General features: G+C 49.3%; 15 protein-coding genes. 10 read left to right on the forward strand and 5 right to left on the reverse strand.

Annotated elements, in window-relative coordinates:
• The first annotated feature begins 168 nt into the window (after positions 1-168).
• From AC52PS_RS09660 to AC52PS_RS09680, 5 genes are all read left to right on the forward strand, one after another.
• Positions 169-573, forward strand: coding sequence for a hypothetical protein (locus AC52PS_RS09660; RefSeq protein WP_495562855.1), 405 nt, complete (start codon positions 169-171; stop codon positions 571-573).
• Positions 566-919, forward strand: coding sequence for a tRNA-binding protein (locus tag AC52PS_RS09665; RefSeq protein ID WP_495562856.1), 354 nt, complete (start codon positions 566-568; stop codon positions 917-919). The genes AC52PS_RS09660 and AC52PS_RS09665 overlap by 8 nt, the downstream gene beginning before the upstream one ends.
• The gene (locus AC52PS_RS09670; RefSeq protein WP_495562857.1) at positions 903-1,742 is read left to right on the forward strand and encodes a TatD family hydrolase; all 840 of its coding nucleotides are present in this window, start codon (positions 903-905) and stop codon (positions 1,740-1,742) included. The genes AC52PS_RS09665 and AC52PS_RS09670 overlap by 17 nt, the downstream gene beginning before the upstream one ends.
• Positions 1,705-2,490, forward strand: a complete 786-nt coding sequence (locus AC52PS_RS09675; protein ID WP_495562858.1) for a tRNA threonylcarbamoyladenosine dehydratase — start codon at positions 1,705-1,707, stop codon at positions 2,488-2,490. Before AC52PS_RS09670 ends, AC52PS_RS09675 begins: the two co-directional genes overlap by 38 nt.
• A 66-nt stretch (positions 2,491-2,556) precedes the next feature.
• The gene (locus tag AC52PS_RS09680) at positions 2,557-3,270 is read left to right on the forward strand and encodes a YjjG family noncanonical pyrimidine nucleotidase (RefSeq protein ID WP_495562859.1); all 714 of its coding nucleotides are present in this window, start codon (positions 2,557-2,559) and stop codon (positions 3,268-3,270) included.
• Positions 3,271-3,329: 59 nt separating this feature from the next.
• Here the strand turns inward: AC52PS_RS09680 and AC52PS_RS09685 are convergent, their stop codons facing one another.
• Both AC52PS_RS09685 and AC52PS_RS09690 read right to left on the reverse strand, forming a co-directional pair.
• Positions 3,330-3,596 carry a UbiA family prenyltransferase gene (locus AC52PS_RS09685; RefSeq protein WP_495562860.1) on the reverse strand — a complete coding sequence of 89 codons (267 nt, stop codon included), beginning with the start codon at positions 3,594-3,596 and terminating at the stop codon, positions 3,330-3,332.
• A 2-nt stretch (positions 3,597-3,598) separates the two neighbouring features.
• Positions 3,599-4,015 (reverse strand): UbiA family prenyltransferase, encoded by a 417-nt coding sequence (locus AC52PS_RS09690; protein ID WP_495562861.1) that lies wholly within the window; start codon positions 4,013-4,015, stop codon positions 3,599-3,601.
• 257 nt (positions 4,016-4,272) lie between these two features.
• On the opposite strand from AC52PS_RS09690, the gene AC52PS_RS09695 reads away from it, so the two are divergent.
• From AC52PS_RS09695 to AC52PS_RS09705, 3 genes are all read left to right on the forward strand, one after another.
• Positions 4,273-4,428, forward strand: coding sequence for a transposase (locus AC52PS_RS09695; RefSeq protein ID WP_495562862.1), 156 nt, complete (start codon positions 4,273-4,275; stop codon positions 4,426-4,428).
• A gap of 448 nt (positions 4,429-4,876) precedes the next feature.
• A complete protein-coding gene (locus AC52PS_RS09700) occupies positions 4,877-5,494 on the forward strand; it encodes a hypothetical protein (protein WP_495562863.1) in 618 nt (205 codons plus the stop codon).
• Between the two features lie 114 nt (positions 5,495-5,608).
• On the forward strand, positions 5,609-7,444 hold the full coding sequence (locus tag AC52PS_RS09705; protein WP_495562864.1) for a hypothetical protein: 1,836 nt from the start codon (positions 5,609-5,611) through the stop codon (positions 7,442-7,444).
• 230 nt (positions 7,445-7,674) lie between these two features.
• On the opposite strand, the gene AC52PS_RS09710 is transcribed toward AC52PS_RS09705, so the two are convergent.
• A complete protein-coding gene (locus AC52PS_RS09710) occupies positions 7,675-8,100 on the reverse strand; it encodes a hydrolase (protein WP_495562865.1) in 426 nt (141 codons plus the stop codon).
• 353 nt (positions 8,101-8,453) lie between these two features.
• Here AC52PS_RS09710 and AC52PS_RS09715 point away from each other — a divergent pair, with 353 nt between their 5' ends.
• Complete coding sequence (locus AC52PS_RS09715; RefSeq protein ID WP_495562866.1) at positions 8,454-13,055, forward strand: DEAD/DEAH box helicase; 4,602 nt, start codon at positions 8,454-8,456, stop codon at positions 13,053-13,055.
• A 1-nt stretch (position 13,056) separates the two neighbouring features.
• Here the strand turns inward: AC52PS_RS09715 and AC52PS_RS09720 are convergent, their stop codons facing one another.
• Positions 13,057-13,575 carry a hypothetical protein gene (locus AC52PS_RS09720; protein ID WP_495562867.1) on the reverse strand — a complete coding sequence of 173 codons (519 nt, stop codon included), beginning with the start codon at positions 13,573-13,575 and terminating at the stop codon, positions 13,057-13,059.
• 209 nt (positions 13,576-13,784) lie between these two features.
• Between AC52PS_RS09720 and AC52PS_RS09725 the strand changes: the two genes are divergently transcribed.
• Positions 13,785-15,035, forward strand: a complete 1,251-nt coding sequence (locus AC52PS_RS09725) for an MFS transporter (RefSeq protein ID WP_495562868.1) — start codon at positions 13,785-13,787, stop codon at positions 15,033-15,035.
• 4 nt (positions 15,036-15,039) lie between these two features.
• On the opposite strand, the gene AC52PS_RS09730 is transcribed toward AC52PS_RS09725, so the two are convergent.
• Positions 15,040-16,776: a Na/Pi cotransporter family protein gene (locus AC52PS_RS09730; protein ID WP_495562869.1), complete on the reverse strand. Its 1,737-nt coding sequence runs from the start codon at positions 16,774-16,776 to the stop codon at positions 15,040-15,042.
• Positions 16,777-17,117: the final 341 nt, after the last annotated feature.

A 17,117-nucleotide genomic window follows, 5' to 3' on the forward strand; every position in this document is an offset into this window, starting at 1 on the left:
GAGGATTATGGTTTCAACCCGGTATCCTGCATCCTTTAAAATATAATTTCGAAAGATGCTCATGGGTGTTTTTTATTATTTGTCAATGATTATCTTTAAATATCTTCTGTTTTGAGGTATGATACCCGTAACAGGGATGCAGGACTGCCTCATCTCGGGGAGGGAACAATGGTATACGACATTCCGGTCAATGAAAAGCGCGATTTATTAAAACAGACATTGGTTACTCAGGGGTTTCATTGTGACACTGAAGCCGAATGGAACGCCCTGCTGGAACATATAGAAGTGCACAAGTATTTCGCAAGCGAACACAGTCCGTCTCCGGTGAACTGGCATGAAGCGGTTTTTTCATGGATGGAAGAAGTATATGAACCTCTTCTGGATGCCGTTGAAACACCAGAGCTTCAGGAGGTCTTTCCTGATGTGAGCAGCGGAAGCCTGCTGTTCGCGATCTCTTCTCACTGGTACTACCTGAAGCAAAGCAAGGCAGATGTGAGTGCCGTAGAGGCAGCCCGGGACTATTCCCGGAAGTATGGGACAGCGGGCGAATTTCGAGATCCGGATAATGGATGAGTTGGTCAGCCTTGAAGAGTTTGAAAAGGTGGATATGCGGATTGGAACCGTTGTGGATGCTCAAATCTTTCAGGAAGCCAGAATCCCCGCCCTCATTCTGAGAATTGATTTTGGAAATGAACTGGGCATCCGAAAATCCAGCGCTCGCATTACCGATCTGTACAGCCCGGAATCATTAATCGGACGTCAGGTAATTGCAGTAGTGAACTTTCCAGCAAAGCAGATCGGACCCATACAATCCCAGTGCCGTGTACTGGGATTGTATGATGCACACCAAAGGGTGGTTTTAGCGGTTCCCGATACAGAAAACGGTCGTACGATTCATAATGGTGCCCGTTTACTCTGATTTCCACATCAGCACAGAGATTCTGGATGCCCACCTCCACACCCAGGATGCCGGGGATACAGTGTTCCCTGAAAACCTTCGCAGTATTAGTTGCTCATCCGGGATAGAAGACTGGCAGGCACTTGTGGAAGACTCATCCCCCCGGATCCACCCATATATTGGTATTCATCCGGCACAGGTCCACAGAAATCTCAGAAACGTATCCCGAGAGAATCAGGCTGCCCCCCACGGTTTGGACCCCCGGCTACGGCGACTGAGTGAACTGCTTGAAAGCCGAGAGGATCTGGGTGTTGGTGAAATCGGCATGGACAAACCCTTGTATCCACAGGTTTCCCGGCAAGAACAGGAAGAGCTTTTTTCCCGACAACTTCAAATAGCTATGAAATACCGTCGACCTGCAGTTCTCCACGTGTTGAACTGCGGGGGTGCTGTGGCGGAGGTACTTGAAAGGAACCGGCCTGAAATCCCCATCATGCTTCATTCCTGGTATGAACATCCCGAAAACATCAGACGCTTTCTTAAATTTAACTGTTACTTTTCCGTCGGCCCCGGAGCTCATTGGCAGAACAGACAAACCTGGAAAACGAAAACGGGGAAGTCCTTTTCAAATCACTGGCTCAAAGCCATACCTCTGGAACGGCTGCTTATTGAAAGTGACTGGCCTTACGGAGGGGTGCGGGACAGTCTGAATACCGATTATTCCCGGCTGCTGCTATCCATGTATGAGCGCTGCGCCCGAATCTTGGAAATTGACAGGGACGAGTTAATTAATGTAGTACTCAGGAATGGAACGGTTTTCACGGATTTCCCGACTCATAGGTGAAGAAAAGCTGGCTCTGCTGCAGAGATCCCGAATTACCCTTGTAGGCCTGGGCGCTGTGGGTAGCTACGCGCTGGAAGCTCTGGCCAGAAGCGGTATTGAATCATTCAGACTGGTGGATTTCGATACGGTGCACCCCAGCAATATTAATCGCCAGCTTTTAGCACTTGATTCCACTGTGGGCAAGAGCAAAGTGGAGGTTGCCCGGCAACGGGTACTGGATATTAACCCTCGATGCCGAGTTGAACTCCGGCAGCTGGTCGCCGGCAAAGATACCCTAAATGAGATTTTTTCCCGGAATTCCTCCTCATCTTCTGCAGGAGGAGAAACGGAAATGCTGGTGGATGCAATAGACTCTCTCTATTCCAAGGCCGATATCCTGGAATATGCATGGAACAGAGGCATACCCAGCATATCGTCTATGGGGGCTGCACTGCGGAGCGATCCATCCCGTATAAGAATTGATGATCTAATGAACACCCGAATGTGTCCTGTTGCAAAAAAAATGAGACTCTTATTGCGTAGACGGGGTGTGAGCCGGGGAATTACCGCCGTGTATTCAACAGAAGAAGTGATCTTTGATTACCAATCGGCAGATCGCACTCCGCTCGGAAACAGCCAGAAGGATTTTCAAAAAGCTCACAGAGATCCCCGACATGTACTGGGCAGCCTCCCCACCCTCACCGGGATCTTCGGTCTCTACCTGGCGAACACGGTTATCGAAAAAATCTGCGGCGGCTTCTTTGAATAAGCGTTTTGAGTTCAGACTATTGCTCAACCGATAGTCAAAAAAGGCATTTCCTGATATGCAGTATATATGACTTCAAATTTCGACTGGCTGCTATTCGACGCAGACCACACTCTGCTAGATTTTGATACTTCAGAAGCATATGCTTTCCGGGCTTCATGTGCTCGGATGGAGCTTGAGTACCGGGAAGAATGGTTTCCCATCTACAAGGGTATTAACCGCAGCCTCTGGCAGGAACTTGAACAGGGCCGCATCAGCTCGGAACAGCTCAGGCTGCAACGCTTTCAAAAGTTCTGTGATGCTCTTCCGTCGGGAAGCATCCGGCCAGATCTTGAGGCCGGCCGATTCAGCGGCATCTTTCTTGAAGAGCTGCAGAATACGGCATTCCTTATCGACGGTGCGAAAGAAATCCTGCATCAGCTGGCCCCCCATGTTCCCCTGGCAATCGTAACCAATGGCATCCGTGAAACCCAGCATAAACGACTGGAGCGCACCGGACTCAAGCACCTTTTCCGTCACATTATTGTCTCCGAAGATGCGGGAGCGGCAAAACCTCATCCGGACTTTTTCCATCACACAATGAAACTTTTGGGCACAGCTGTGAAAAAAGAACGGGTGCTGGTGATCGGAGATAACCTGGGCTCAGATATTCTCGGGGCGAACCGGGCGGGACTCCCCTCCTGTTGGTTTAATCCGGGAAATGCAGAGAATCCCGGTACGGCGAAATACGACTTTGAAATTCAAAACTTGAGCCAGCTGGCGGATATTGTGTTTGCTGAGTGACAGACCGTACCTGGTTGTACTACCTCATTATTGCTGATCTATTCAGACTGATGATTAATTCAGAAGCTAAAAAAGCCCGAAGAAATGATCAGCAGCACCGCCAAACTCCTGCTGCCGCTTCGGGCATCCCCGGCGGCATCCTGAATATCCCCGGAAAGCTCCAGGACCAGGGATGAGGTGAAAACAATAAGGACGAAACGCAGAAGCGAAGCGCTCACAACATGGCTCAGGGCCATGTACCCCAGAAGTACCGTTGAAGCCACGCAGAGACTCACCATCATATTACCCAGAATACCCAGCTTCTTCCCAAATAGATTGTAGAGCACGCTCAACAGAAACCCGAAGAAAGCGAAGCCGGCAGCCAGATAACGCCCCTGAGCAGAAGCATGATGGAAAACCCGCCCCCAAGTGCACTTACAATGGCAAAGAGACCAATGGCCCGGGAAATGCTGATCCTGCCCGAAGGGATGGGTCTGCTCGGCCGGTTGATCAGATCGGCCTCCAGATCCACCGCATCATTAAGCGGCATGGTCCCTGCGGAAAAACACAGCACGGCCAGACAGGCAGCTGCCAGATTCCACCACTTAAATCCGGATACTGCCGATGTGATGTGTTGGTCAACTGGTAATGCGAGAGACGGATCAACCCGCTGAGAAACCGCCAGAAGTCCACCGGCAGCGGTACAGAGCATGGCGCTTACTGCGAGGATTGGCCTGAGTATCTCCGAAAGAGTGGTAATTCGCATGATCCCATACCTCCGATCCATGATGCTGCGGATAATCCACTGTATACTGTTAGTGTATACTCCACCCTGTATACAATCAAAGCTGCCGTTTCCGCAATGGCCTGATTCACCCCACCTGGTGTGCTGGTGCGCTGGTGTGCGGCTCGCATTGAAAGGAGATAATCCGTGCCCCAGGCTTCTTTTCCTTTACTCAGCCCACTGTATCGTGAATGCATCTCGCACGTGTGCCGCGTTCAAAATTCCTATCAGTAAGTGCAATGTATTCCAAGCGCATAGGGATCGTAGAACCGGTGTTTGGTCAGCTACGGAATGACAAGGGGCGGAAGCACTATACTGTGCGGGGACTGAAGAAGGTGCGTACACAGCGGAAATTGTTTTGCCTCGTTCACAATATAGGAAAGCTCAAGCTGTGATTGTAGCAATACAAAAATGGTTTAGCCTGGCTCGAAGAAGTCAAAATCACCAGGGAGCGAAGAGAACGAGAGGAATATCAGAATAGCTGTCCGGCAATACCGAATTTAATCTTCCCTGAAAACATTGCACCGGCATAAAATGCTGGCCGGTTGTAGATGTTTTTTTTATAGCCTCGTTGTATTGACATCAGGAAAAATAATGTCGAAAATTCGATCAAAATACTCAGGATTTAGATATGAAGAGAGAACACACTTCACTAGGGCTTTTTCTAATAATAAAAGTTTTTGCACGCTATAGCGCAGTAAGATTAATTTATACTACGGAATATCGGAAATAGATTATTTGGTTATTATTGTTTTAATGATGTAAATTGAATTTCGATGGTAGCGACAATTTTAGCGGTAACCGAGGAAAAACAATGGAAGTATCCAAGCAAAGGACGGAGAAATGAGTAATATGCGCGTTTTTTTTCAAGTGGTATTTTTCTTTTTTTTAGCCGCTACCTCTATGGGGTGTGTAACTACCAAGTTTACCCCCTTGGCAAACGGAAGCTTTGAAGAACCATATGGTTTCGAAGGCGAAGGCGTTCAAACTGATGGGTGGGAAGGCTATGGCGAAAGTTTTGGTCGGCTTTACCTTGGGCTGGATGCTCCAGATGGTGATTATGTCATCTATTCTGGCAGTGGGGATGAAAATTTCTTTTTGCATCAAATGAATACGTTTCAGCTTACTTATGGGCAATACTACATCGATGTTTTCGCGTCTGCCAGGACTATTGGTCTCGTTTCCCGCCTTGAGATCGGATACCTTGATGATCAAGAGAAGTTTGTAAGTGTTGCGGGTGATGACCTTGCTATCCCTGGATCTGGAGAATGGGTAATTCAATCACTGAGAGCGGATTTCACCGAAAACTACACCAGACCGTTTTATGGTGAAGATCTCTGGGTTAAACTCTCGGTAATTGGTGAGGCGAATGCACAGGAATCCGGATTTGTATTGTGGGACAATGTACAAGTAGATATGTGGAATTTCAATCCTTACTACATTCCTCTGGACACACCATAGCTGCATAGTGCTCCAATTATAATGACGTTGTGATCCTTATGATGGTCAATTATTTACAGTTCGATTTTAAAGAAAGGAATACCGATGCGGTTATCGGGAGGAGTCCATTTCAATATGTTGGCTACAAAATTCAAATCTCATAGGCTTGGTTTCTTTCAGAGGGGAACTATATTCTCAATACTTGCAATAGCATTATTCCTGTTTTCCGGATGTATTAGTACTGAGGTCGCGGTTGATCGTTTATACGATGATTACCCGTTTCGGTACAGAATAGAGCAGCAAAGCACGAATCCAGATCTTTTATCACTTTCCAGTAGTATACCTGTGATCGATAATCTTGACCAAGATGCCATTACTTTTGCCTATAGGGGACACTTTGGGCAAATACTGCGAGGTGACCCACGGTTCCTCATCCGTGAGGAGTTGCTTCCATGGAGCGATTATACATCCTTGCCATTCGACGGGGAAAATCTGTACCTGCCGTTTTATATCGCACAGTGGTTTAAAGGGTATGAGATCGACAATCCAGGGAGCGTTGGTTCGACTGAGGTCGATAATGTAAAAATAATCCCCGAAGCACTCGCAATAAACCTCCGGCAGGGTACGATATCAGATTCTGGTAGACGATTAATGTTCGTTGATGATGATTATGCTGGTGAGTTTCCGTCTGCTGAAGAGGATCGCGTATACTACATGGATAATCCGGAAACTTTTGTCTTAACCGCAAATCTACTGCCGTTTCGTACCCACTTGAGAGCAGTTCGCGATGGGATAGCCTTTCAGGTTCTATACAAAGATGCTCGGCAGTTTGTACTTATAAGCCCGGATAGAAAACTGTTAATCGGCCTCTCTTCTCGGACTTCTGGCTCTGTAGCAAGGGCGGTCGAGACGGAGATTGTTATTCTGCAATTCTCTGATTTTGAAGCACTTGTGGGCAGTCTATCGATATCCCAAGATGTCACGGGGGTGAATGTTGGGGCAATTGATTCAGCAACAACTGAACTTCGCCCATTTGCTCTCGAGCCGGTGGGGGAAGAGGCCATTCAATACGCTGAGCAGATACGCGAATATTCAAATGATCTGGCATCCTTGTATGGGGAGCGTGCACGAGATCTTGCGCTTGAGGAGGCTCGTGCTGAACAGGCTAGGCTCGAAGCAGAACTCCGGGAGAAACGTGAGCGCTGGGAACGTACTGTCGAGAATTTTGACAGGTTTCTCACTGGAAGTATCTATGTGGCTGCAGGTTTTATCGCAAGTATGGAGGAAATGTCTGAATACACAGAAGCGCTCCGCCAGCGCGACGCCGAACTCTTTGGAGCTTTAGCTATCGCATCACAATCAGAAATTCCTGCCAGCGAAGGTATTGGAAATACCAGCAGCTCCGGTACCACGTCTTCCACTAGCTCTAGCGGGAATGATGTTGGTAATAATAGAGATAATCCAGATAATTCATCCGGTTCTGGCAGTGCCTCCAATTCAAACAGCTTTCCAAGTAGCCCAGGTACTGGAAATACCAGCAGCGCTGGTACTACATCTTCCACCATCCCTAGCGGAGATGATGTTAGTGAAAATAGCGCGGAATCAAGCTTTTCCAAAAGGGTGGATATTGTACTGGAGCGACAAATGTACACGGAGGACACCGAGTTTGTGATTGTGGTCCCCAATACTGACAGGGTCTTAGAGATGAGAGTACAGGTTGAATACAGTGAAATATTCGATTACGTAATGTATTACAGGTTCGATTTTCGATCGTTAACGGATGATGAGTATGAGGTAGAGCTGATTTCTGCAGAAACTAGAAATGCAGAACCAGGTATAGCAAATAACGGAGTTGCCATAGCTAATCCAAATCGTTGGAGTCTTACTAGGTGGAGTTTTTCATCGAATAATATAAATGACTCGGTTAGCGTTATACTAGATAGCCTGCGGATAATGGTTTCGAGTAGATAGTATTTGTCACCGGTAGCGACAATGGTCTGCTTGTGGGTGGTAGTTTCCCTGGTCGTGAAGCGGTTGAGCAGGGAATAAGAGACGATATCCTGGAAGTTACCGATTTCCAGGTGATAAGAGTTGAAGAATGGTGGGGACTCGATGAGGCCCGAGTAGAAACAGGCAAGCGATAATTATGGTGCCTGGTAGAACGATATCTGATCTCGCAGATACCGGTTTTTACCATTTCTTTACGCGTTTTTAGCGAACATGACCACGTAGTTTTTCCCGTACTCTTTGGCGCAGCGGGGACATGTGGTGTAGAACGCCAGTATCCTTTCGGGGACGGAGCCGCCTTCCGGCTGGGGGTGGTTCATTTCCCGATACCAGTCTCCGGCTTCCCGAAAGCTTCCTTCGAAGACCCGGGCCCGCCACTGTCCCGATAGGCTTCGCGTCGGGTAGCCCGGCACATCCCGGGTGACCAGCATCAGATGATTCGTTCTCCAGGGAGAGTGGTCTTCGGAGAGCATCAGATAGCGATCGGGGTCTGAGGCACCGGCATTTTCGATGGCCGTCTGCGCCCGGCTCATCACTTTGTCCATGTTCAAGGGAATGTACAAAAAGTTCCTGGTGGCCGTTTCGATGAATGACTGATAGAAATTTTCAACGTGGCACACCCGGCCGGACCGCCTGGGTTAGGCTGATCCGACCGGGAAGCGCCAGCAGTCCGCTCGCCAATGTGCAGAACCCGGCAACGGCACATAGCAGATTCAGAACTTCAGTTCCTGAGATCGCCAGGGAGAATGCCCCCTCTGGATACTAACGAGCATCTCATTAAATTCGATTATGAAAGATGCTGAATAGTGGGTTGAAATAGTGATCCACTTACAAGAAATGAATTATGCTTCCTAAAGGTCTTGGCAATTTCCTACATCGCTGATTTTGGGAAATGCCTTCACCAACAAGGCTGTTTTGCAAATACCGCATTTTACCCGTATATCGAATGGGCACAGTCCAAAGGAGTTGTTCCGTGTTACAGGCTCTTTCAGTATTTCATCCCCTGATTCGTGAATGGTTCAACTCCAATTTCCACGCTCCTACAGATATACAGACCGAAGCCTGGAGACGCACAGCAGAGGGGGAAAACCTGCTGATCTGCGCCCCCACAGGAAGCGGAAAAACATTATCCGCGTTCCTGTGGGCAATCAACTCGCTTATTCAAGGTAAATTCTCCGGAAAGATTCTGTATATATCTCCCATGAAAGCTCTGAACAACGATATTCTCAGAAATCTGGATCGTCCTCTGAAGGAAATCACCGAATTAGCTGAAGCGAGGGATATGGCTATTCGGGAGATTCGCACTGGTATTCGCTCAGGTGACAGCAGCCCGGCAGAACGGGCTCGCTTGAATAAATTTCCTCCAGATATTTTTGTCACAACCCCTGAAACCCTGAATATCATGCTCACATCCCGGAGCGGTCGACAGCTTCTTTCGGATGTCGGCATGGTAATTCTGGATGAAATTCATGTGATCGCCGGGTCCAAACGTGGCACCCTACTCATGACCAATCTTGAGCGTCTTGAAGAGTTGACTCCCATGGGGACAATTCAGCGGCTTGGAATTTCCGCCACCGTTAGACCTCTTGCAAGGGTGGCATCTTTCCTGGGCGGCTATGATCGTACGTTCCTTCCCCGGCCGGTATCCGTCATCTCCGATTCCCGCACAAGGGCATATAAACTGGAAATCAAACTGGGAGATGGTCCTGCAACGGGTTGGTGGGAACGGCAAATTCCTGTTATGGCCGAAGAAATTTTGAACCACAGCAGCAGCATTCTATTCTGCAACAGCAGGCGGGCGGCCGAGAAGGCTGCAATGCTTCTGAATGAATATTTTGAAGATACTCTCGTTTTCGCCCACCACGGTTCATTAAGCCGTGAATACCGCAACTGGGTAGAACAGGAACTGAAGGCAGGACATCTGAAAGCGGTGGCGGCCACATCCACCCTTGAACTGGGCATCGATATTGGAGAGGTGGATCGGGTAATTCTTCTCCAGGCACCCTTCAGCCTCAGCTCGGCGGTGCAACGGATCGGCCGTTCCAATCATGGGCTGAAAGGTATTTCCAGTGCGGTATTCATTCCCCTTCATCCTCGAGAGACCCTTTCTGCCGTGAGCATTTACCGGGCGGTTCTCCGGGGCGTTATAGAAGATGTGAACATCCCGGAAAACTGCCTGGATATTCTTGCGCAGATAATTATATCCGAAACGTCCGGAAGAAGTATCTCGTATGATGACCTCTATTCAATTATCAAGCGCAGCTATCCCTATAGAAATCTGGAAGAGGAGCATTTCCGAAACATAATAGAGATGCTCGCAGGCCGTTTTGAGTCCACAAGAATCCGGGAACTGAAACCCCGACTCATGCTCTCACGTTCACCATCCCCTGAATCGGAGCTCAGACTGGAGAGCCGGGAGGGGCTAAGTTATCTCATTTACAGCAGCGGCGGAACCATCCCCGACAGGGGATACTTTGACCTTCGAATACGCGGCAGCAATGAGAAGATCGGCGAACTGGATGAGGAATTTGTATTCGAACGAAGTCTGGGCGACCGATTCACTCTGGGAAATCGCGTCTGGAAGATCGATGAGATGGATAACCGGAGTGTTCACGTATCTTCCACCCGGCGAAGCGCCATGCTTGCGCCTTTTTGGCGTGCCGACGCCCTGGGTGTGGACCCTTTAATGGCCCAACAGACAGCCGATGAGCTTACCCGTATAGAACGAATTCTCGATTCATCGGAAGAAGAGCAGAGCAGAATATCGTATATATCTGATTTGCCCGAGCAGGTGTCCATGGACGGAAATTCAGCACGGGAACTATTCTCCTGGGTTTCTGCCCAGCGAAAGCTCTCGGATACCTCATCATCTCTCCCATGCCGAAACCGCATCGTGATCGAAGAACTTGACGATCCCTCTCTCACCCCGGACCTGATTCACATTGTCATTCACAATCTTCAGGGCGGACGGATGAACGCAGCCCTGCTGATGTGCATGCAGATCCGTTTTTCCAAAAAACATGGGATCAGGCTGACCGGAATGTATAATGACGATGCGGTGATACTGTCGGTACCCCGGGAGTACCGGGGATATGATCCCTTTACCGGCCTGGATTCCGATTCGGTGAATACACTTCTATCGGATGCACTGCCGGGCAGCGGTTTATTCGGAGCCAGATTCCGGGTGAATGCATCCAGGGCTCTGTTGATACTTAAGCAGGGCTTCTCCCAGCGTACTCCTCTATGGCTTCAGAGAATGCGCAGTAAACAGCTGCTTGAGCGGGTATACGAGATGAAGGATTTCCCGATAACCAATGAGACCTGGAGAGAACTGTTTGATCATGATCTGGCTCTGAATGCACTGAAAGAGCATCTGGACAGAATTGAATCCGACGAACTCGAGATTACCCGCATTTTTACCGGACATCCCAGCCCATTTTCATCGGATATCATGTGGCAACTAAATAATGAATATCTCTATGCGGATGACCGCATGGAACTTCCTTCACCGAATGGCAGAGGAAACGGCATGTCATGGTTGAATACTCTCTTACAATCCGCCGATCCCCTCCCAGATATCCCGAAAGAAATCCAAACCGAATACCTGGGCAAAATGCGCAGACTCATCAGCGAATATCTACCCACCGGTGCCGATGAATTGGTTCTTTACCTCAGTGACCGCCGAATCATGACTGGGGAAGAAATTGCTGAACTCACAGGAGCCCTGGAAAGCAATGGGGAAGCCGCTGATTGGAACCCAGGGGAAGCTTTTTCGCAGCTTTTGGAAGAGGAGGGAATCTACCGAAAGTTTCAAACCGAACAGCTTTGGCTTCACCGCAGTTGTGCACGACTATCCGCCGCAGACCTGGCTCTTGAATGGATGGGGTGGCAAGCCATCGTTCCGGAAAAGCGCTTCATGGAGATTTGGGGCAGTGAAGTCCTTAGTGAAATCAGGGAATCTAATAACCTTCTTGAACTGGAGGCTGGAAAAACTGACGGTCGGGAAATATGTCTGGATGAAACCCTGGAACGGCTTCTACGGATTCGCCGCAGGAATACGCGTAAGATCAGCCGCATTTTAAAGATCAATGAGCTTCAGGAAAGCAATAGAAAACTTCAAGGAATCCAACTGCACCCCATACCCCACAACTCAGATCACTATCCTGAGAACTCCGGGGCAGGTACGTATGCCCTCAGAGAACAAGACGGGGAAGAAGAACGCTATATCCGGATGTTTGAAGCCCTGTCCGGAAGGAATTTGAAATCGGAGCTGCTGCTCAGAGGACTTTTTCAAGCAAGGCTTGGCAGAATGTCCACGGCTTTGGCTGAGGGCATATTCAGACAACTGGATCTGATGTGGACCTGCAGCGGTACACGGCAAATCAGTTTCGCATCCCGGGAAGATTCCTCCCAGTATTTCGAATGGAAAGAACCAACTGCAATTTCTGTTGAGAATTGGGAACTTCTTAGCAAGGGTCATGTGATGAATGATTCATTCCAGGCCATGATTATGGCAGCCAACTTCCTGTCCTCCTCAAAAAAGCCCGGCTCCTCCAACAGTGCATCCCATGGGGATTCAAAACGTTCGGCAGCCCTGCGGCTTTGGGAAACTGCGATGGGCGGCGGTACACTCCGGGCAGACCGGCGTGGGCGGGAGAGATCAACTCACCGGTCAGTGGGCGGAAAAAGTAATCGCTTGGACGGCCTGAATTTCAGCGTTACCGGCTCCCCCAGCCTCCCGGGAGTCTTTATTCCAGTGCAACCAGGCCGATCCACCGGAAATTCGGTAGGGGAATCTGGGGGAAGCGGAGGAGCCGAATCAGTCGACGGGTCTGTATCAGCCGGCAACAACGTTGAGCATAAGCTGCCCCAGATCCCCAATTCTGAAAACCCGGCAAGCAGCCTTGAAAGGGAAAAGGACAAAGTGTACCGACTCTTTCTCCGCCATGGGATGCTTGACCGCAGTACGCTGGAAGATGAGGGGAAGGCTTTCTCATGGAGGAAAATGCTCCCCACTCTCCGTCTTATGGAGCTTTCGGGAGAAATAGTCGGAGGTAAACTCTGCGATCAGCGCAGCGGTATCCAGTTCGCCATGAACGAGCTGTTTTCACGCTCTACGGGGAAGTACTCCGGAGGAACTTCGGGTAAGGAAAGCCCCGGTATTTCCAACGGATGGTATTGGGTGAATGCCGCAGATCCCTGCATACTTCCGGAAATGCTGAAAGGACGTCGCAGCCTGCACAGTTTTCTCATTCTCATTTCATTTGGAGATATTTCTGTACCCATTGCAGAAATTCAGGCAAATGGAAGGGAAATTAATCTCCATGCATCTCACAGCCTACCGGATCAGCACAGTAGCGGTTCAGATGGAGAGGAACTGAAACCTCATACGGGGTATCAGATTATCATCGATTTTTACAGAAATCATTTGCTCAACCTGGCCACGGACCGGAAAAGCATTACCATAGAACAGATTGAAAGTGCTCCGGCAGAATCCCATGAACTGGGTCAGTTGATGATACAACAAGGATTCACTCCCATGCCGGGAGGCGGGATCAAGCTCTGGAAATACTAAATCAATTCCTCCCGCTGTACTCCAGTCCTCTGGGGGGATACTGATTTCTATAGGTGAACAGCAGCTGCAGGTTTGTCATTCTGCCATCCCATTCAATAAAATGTGTGGACATCTCCAGGGGCTTTCCGTTGACTTCGATGATGTAGCGTCTTCGGTGTCCAGGAGGCATGCTCGTGTCTAGATCCACTTGGCGGGCCCATACTCTGTAAACCTTTACGATTTCTTTGCCGGATCCGTTAATTGACCCGGCGGTCAAGTTTTCCAAATCCTGTTCCGGAACGGCTGTGGGAGCATGCAGAAGAAACATCTCCTCTCTTAACAGATTGATACACACTTGAGCTGCACGGGCACCCAGGGTGAAGGGTTCGGGAGAAGGATATATCGCCCCGCTGAGTGGCCGGGGAAGTATTTCCGCGGTGAGAAACGGGAGATAAAACAACAGGGAAAATAGAACAATTGTCCCCATCACAGGAGATAGTCTCCGGGTAATGACAGCTGCGTTTATGCTGAAGTGTTTCATTACCGTACATATCGGCAGAGCAGCCTCCCTACTCCATAATGGACGGCGATTTTTCGGTGAAATCCACAATTCAAATCCGCAGATTCAGAGATGCGTCCCGACCTGGGGGATGCGTCCTGGGGGTGTTTTCCTCCAGGGGAACTGGGGCCGGTTAGGGATCCTTTTTTGACCGGCTTTCAAGTTTTGATCTTTTTCTGTATGCTCATCGTATGCCCGAAAAAACACCCCATTCCGCAGCTGCTGCGGTTCCGGCACATGTGGGTGCCATGCTTGCTATTGCGGTGTTGGCGAAATTTTTTGTGGATACCGCCACACAGCTCTTTAACCCATACCTATTAGTGTATGCATCAGGCGCCGGCCTCACGGGTCTGTCCATGGGCCGACTTGTAAGCGTACGAAACCTCTCGGGTCTTATAGCTCCGGTAATCGGGGGCCTGGCAGACCGCTACGGGTACCGAAGAATCATGCAGGTAAACCTCCTTCTCATAGCCGCCGGCATTCTGCTGTTCGCTGCTGCGGGGAATATCTTATGGATGATTATCGCCATGCTGCTCTGGGGAGCCGGACAGGGAGGATTCGCACCCAACGCTCACTCCTACCTCAGTGCGCTTCTGCCCTACCACAAGCGGTCCCGCTATCTTGGTATTTTAGAGTATTCCTGGGCGCTGGCGGGGATTTTCGGACTTTCGGTCATTGGAGTACTCATTGAACAAAGCGGATGGACGGTACCCCTGTATATTCTCGGCGGGGGAATGGTGGTATCGGCAATTCTGATGTTTGTTCTCCCCTCCCGTCACGGAAGAGGTATACCCGGGGAGAGGAAGGATAAAACTGCTCCGCATAAATCAGGTTTGAGCCCCCGATCCGCCCGACATGAACGGCTGACCGAATTCTTTCATTTGGGTCCTCAGCGTCGTTCCGCCTGGGCGGCAATCGGAGTAAACTTCTTCAACTTCTTTGCCCTTTTCCACCTGATGATCTCCCACGGACTTTTTCTGGAAACCGAGTACTTATTATCTCCTTCCCGCCTGGGTCAGGTTGCACTTATGCTGGGCATTGCGGACTGGGTGGGAAGCATTCTGGTCAGCCTTGCCGGAGACAGGATCGGAAAACGTAAAAGCTTAATATACGGCACCATGGGTATGAGCCTGGGATTCATTTTGCTTCCCTTTATGAATATTTCACTGATCCCCGCCCTTGCCGGCCTGGTGATCCCCCGCTTCTTTTTTGAATTCACTACCGTAAGCAACTTCCCTCTTTTAAGCGAACAATACCCTGCCGGAAGAGGCCGGGTACTCGCACTTGGTGTTGCGGGAGGGCTTGTGGGATCCACCATTGCAGCCACCACAGGCCCGGCCATGTACCTCAGTTTCGGATTATGGGGAATCGGGCCTGTCTCGGCAGCGGCAAACCTCTGTGCACTGGCGCTTTTGTTGATATTTGTCAAGGACGGAGGCTGACTGCCTACTCCTCCGGGACTCCATACTCATCAAAACCGCCCTGAAGAATTTCATTCAACTGGGTTTTAATGCTCCCCAGGGTGTGTGCGATATCCAGATAGACCAGTTCGAGTCTCACATATGCACCGGCTTTCAGGCGTTTACGAATGCCTTTTACTATTTTTTTCTGTTGCTTTTCGCAACGCTGACGAACATCAATGAAATGCTCATTGGACCACGCCTGTTTCTTATAAATTGCCGTATCGAAGACCAGATTCATCATCTCCATCACACTGTGAAAGTATGATCCAAGCTCCTTTTTTTGATCTTCTTCCAGAGTGATATTCCGTTTCGAAAGCTTCTTCCATAAACCTATGAGTGTCAAAGCCTCATCTCCAATTCTTTCCAACTCGGCAACAATCCGGATCATATCGTTTAGCTGCTGGTGATGTGCTGCAGAAAGCTCTTTTTCCGATAGATCAGAAAGGAAGCGGGAAAGTTCCTCCTCCAGTTCATCGGTTTCGTCCTCATCATTCTTTTGGAGGGTTATATATTCCTTCACATCGGGCTTGGAATCCTCCAAAAGCTCTACGAAGCGGAGAGTCATCCGTTTTACCGTGGTGCCCAGCTTCTCCAGGTAGCGCTTTGCTTCGAACATCAGTGCATCGCTTACTTCCTGATATCCATGGGACAAAAACTTCAGAGAATCGGAGCTTTCTCCCCCTTTCCCCACCATACGCCCTGCGAGATTTACTATCTGGGGAATAAACCACATCAGGACTAATGTATTTGTCACATTGAAAAGACTATGGAACAGAGACAGCTGAAACAGCGCGGAATTTGAATTTCCAAAAAGCACGGTACCGTCGGGTATAATTGCGGTTACGATCCAAGTGAAGCCATAAAAGGCGGCAAACATCCAGGCAACACCCGCAAGATTGAAGATTAAATGTACTCTTGATGCCTTTTTTGCATTGATATTGGCACCAAGACTGGCCAGGTAAGCGGTGATGGTGGTACCGATATTTTCACCCAGAACGATGAGAGCGCCCTGCTCGAAGCTGAGGGCTCCAATGCTCATGAGGGTGAGCGTGATTGTCATAGCAGCCGAAGAGGATTGTACCAGAACCGTGAGAAGTGTACCCAAGATCACGAACACGGGAAACTTCAGAATATATATATCAACTTGAATGAGCTGGATGAAAGAGCGGATGAATTCCTTCATTTCTTCGGTGGCCATGTATTCTTTAAGAAATCCAAGGCCAATAAAAAGGATTCCGAAACCCACCAGAGCCTCGGCCACTCCTTTGTTTTTAAATCGGCTACTTATAAGCAGGGGCAGACCCACGGCTATTACCGGGAGTGCGAAAGAAGCAACACTGATCTTAAAACCTATTGAAGAAACGATCCATGCGGTCAGCGTCGTTCCGATATTTGCACCCATAATCACCCCGGCGGCGCCGGCAAGACTCAGCAGCCCGGCGTTCACCACAGATACAACCATTACCGTTGTCGCAGAGGAGCTTTGCATAATACTTGTGAGAACCAAACCCGTGGAGATGGCAGAAACAGGCTTGCCTGTCATATTATCCAGGATTTTCTGCATTCGCTGCCCCGCAGCTTTCTGCAAACCGTCACTGAGGATCTTCATCCCGAATATAAAAACCCCAAGTCCCCCGACGATATTCAATACCTGGGTAAATCCAGTCCACACCTGCTTCAGCAGAGGGACACTCTCCGCCACCATATTTAACTCTTCCATTCACTTCTCCAAACCGCCATGTAAAATCTGCTCTATGGCATGTATTAATCCGAAAGCGCTGTCCTGCTTACCGTTTGCTAACAGTTTTCTAACTGTTTTTTAACACTATTTCAATACTTAGATAATGCCCCAAAGAGTGTGGAAAGCAATCAGATAGGCGAAAACCTCCGGTTAGTAGAGTATCAACTGCCAACCGGAGGTTTCCATGTACGACATTCCCCACTGCCCCAACCCTGAGTGTACCCTCTTCGATGAAACAGAATTGTATCCCGACTGGTACTACCGCCACGGGGTGTATACAAGCAAGCTCAACGGCACCATGCCCCGTTTCCGCTGCCGCA

It is taken from the genome of Salinispira sp. (assembly GCF_059431795.1).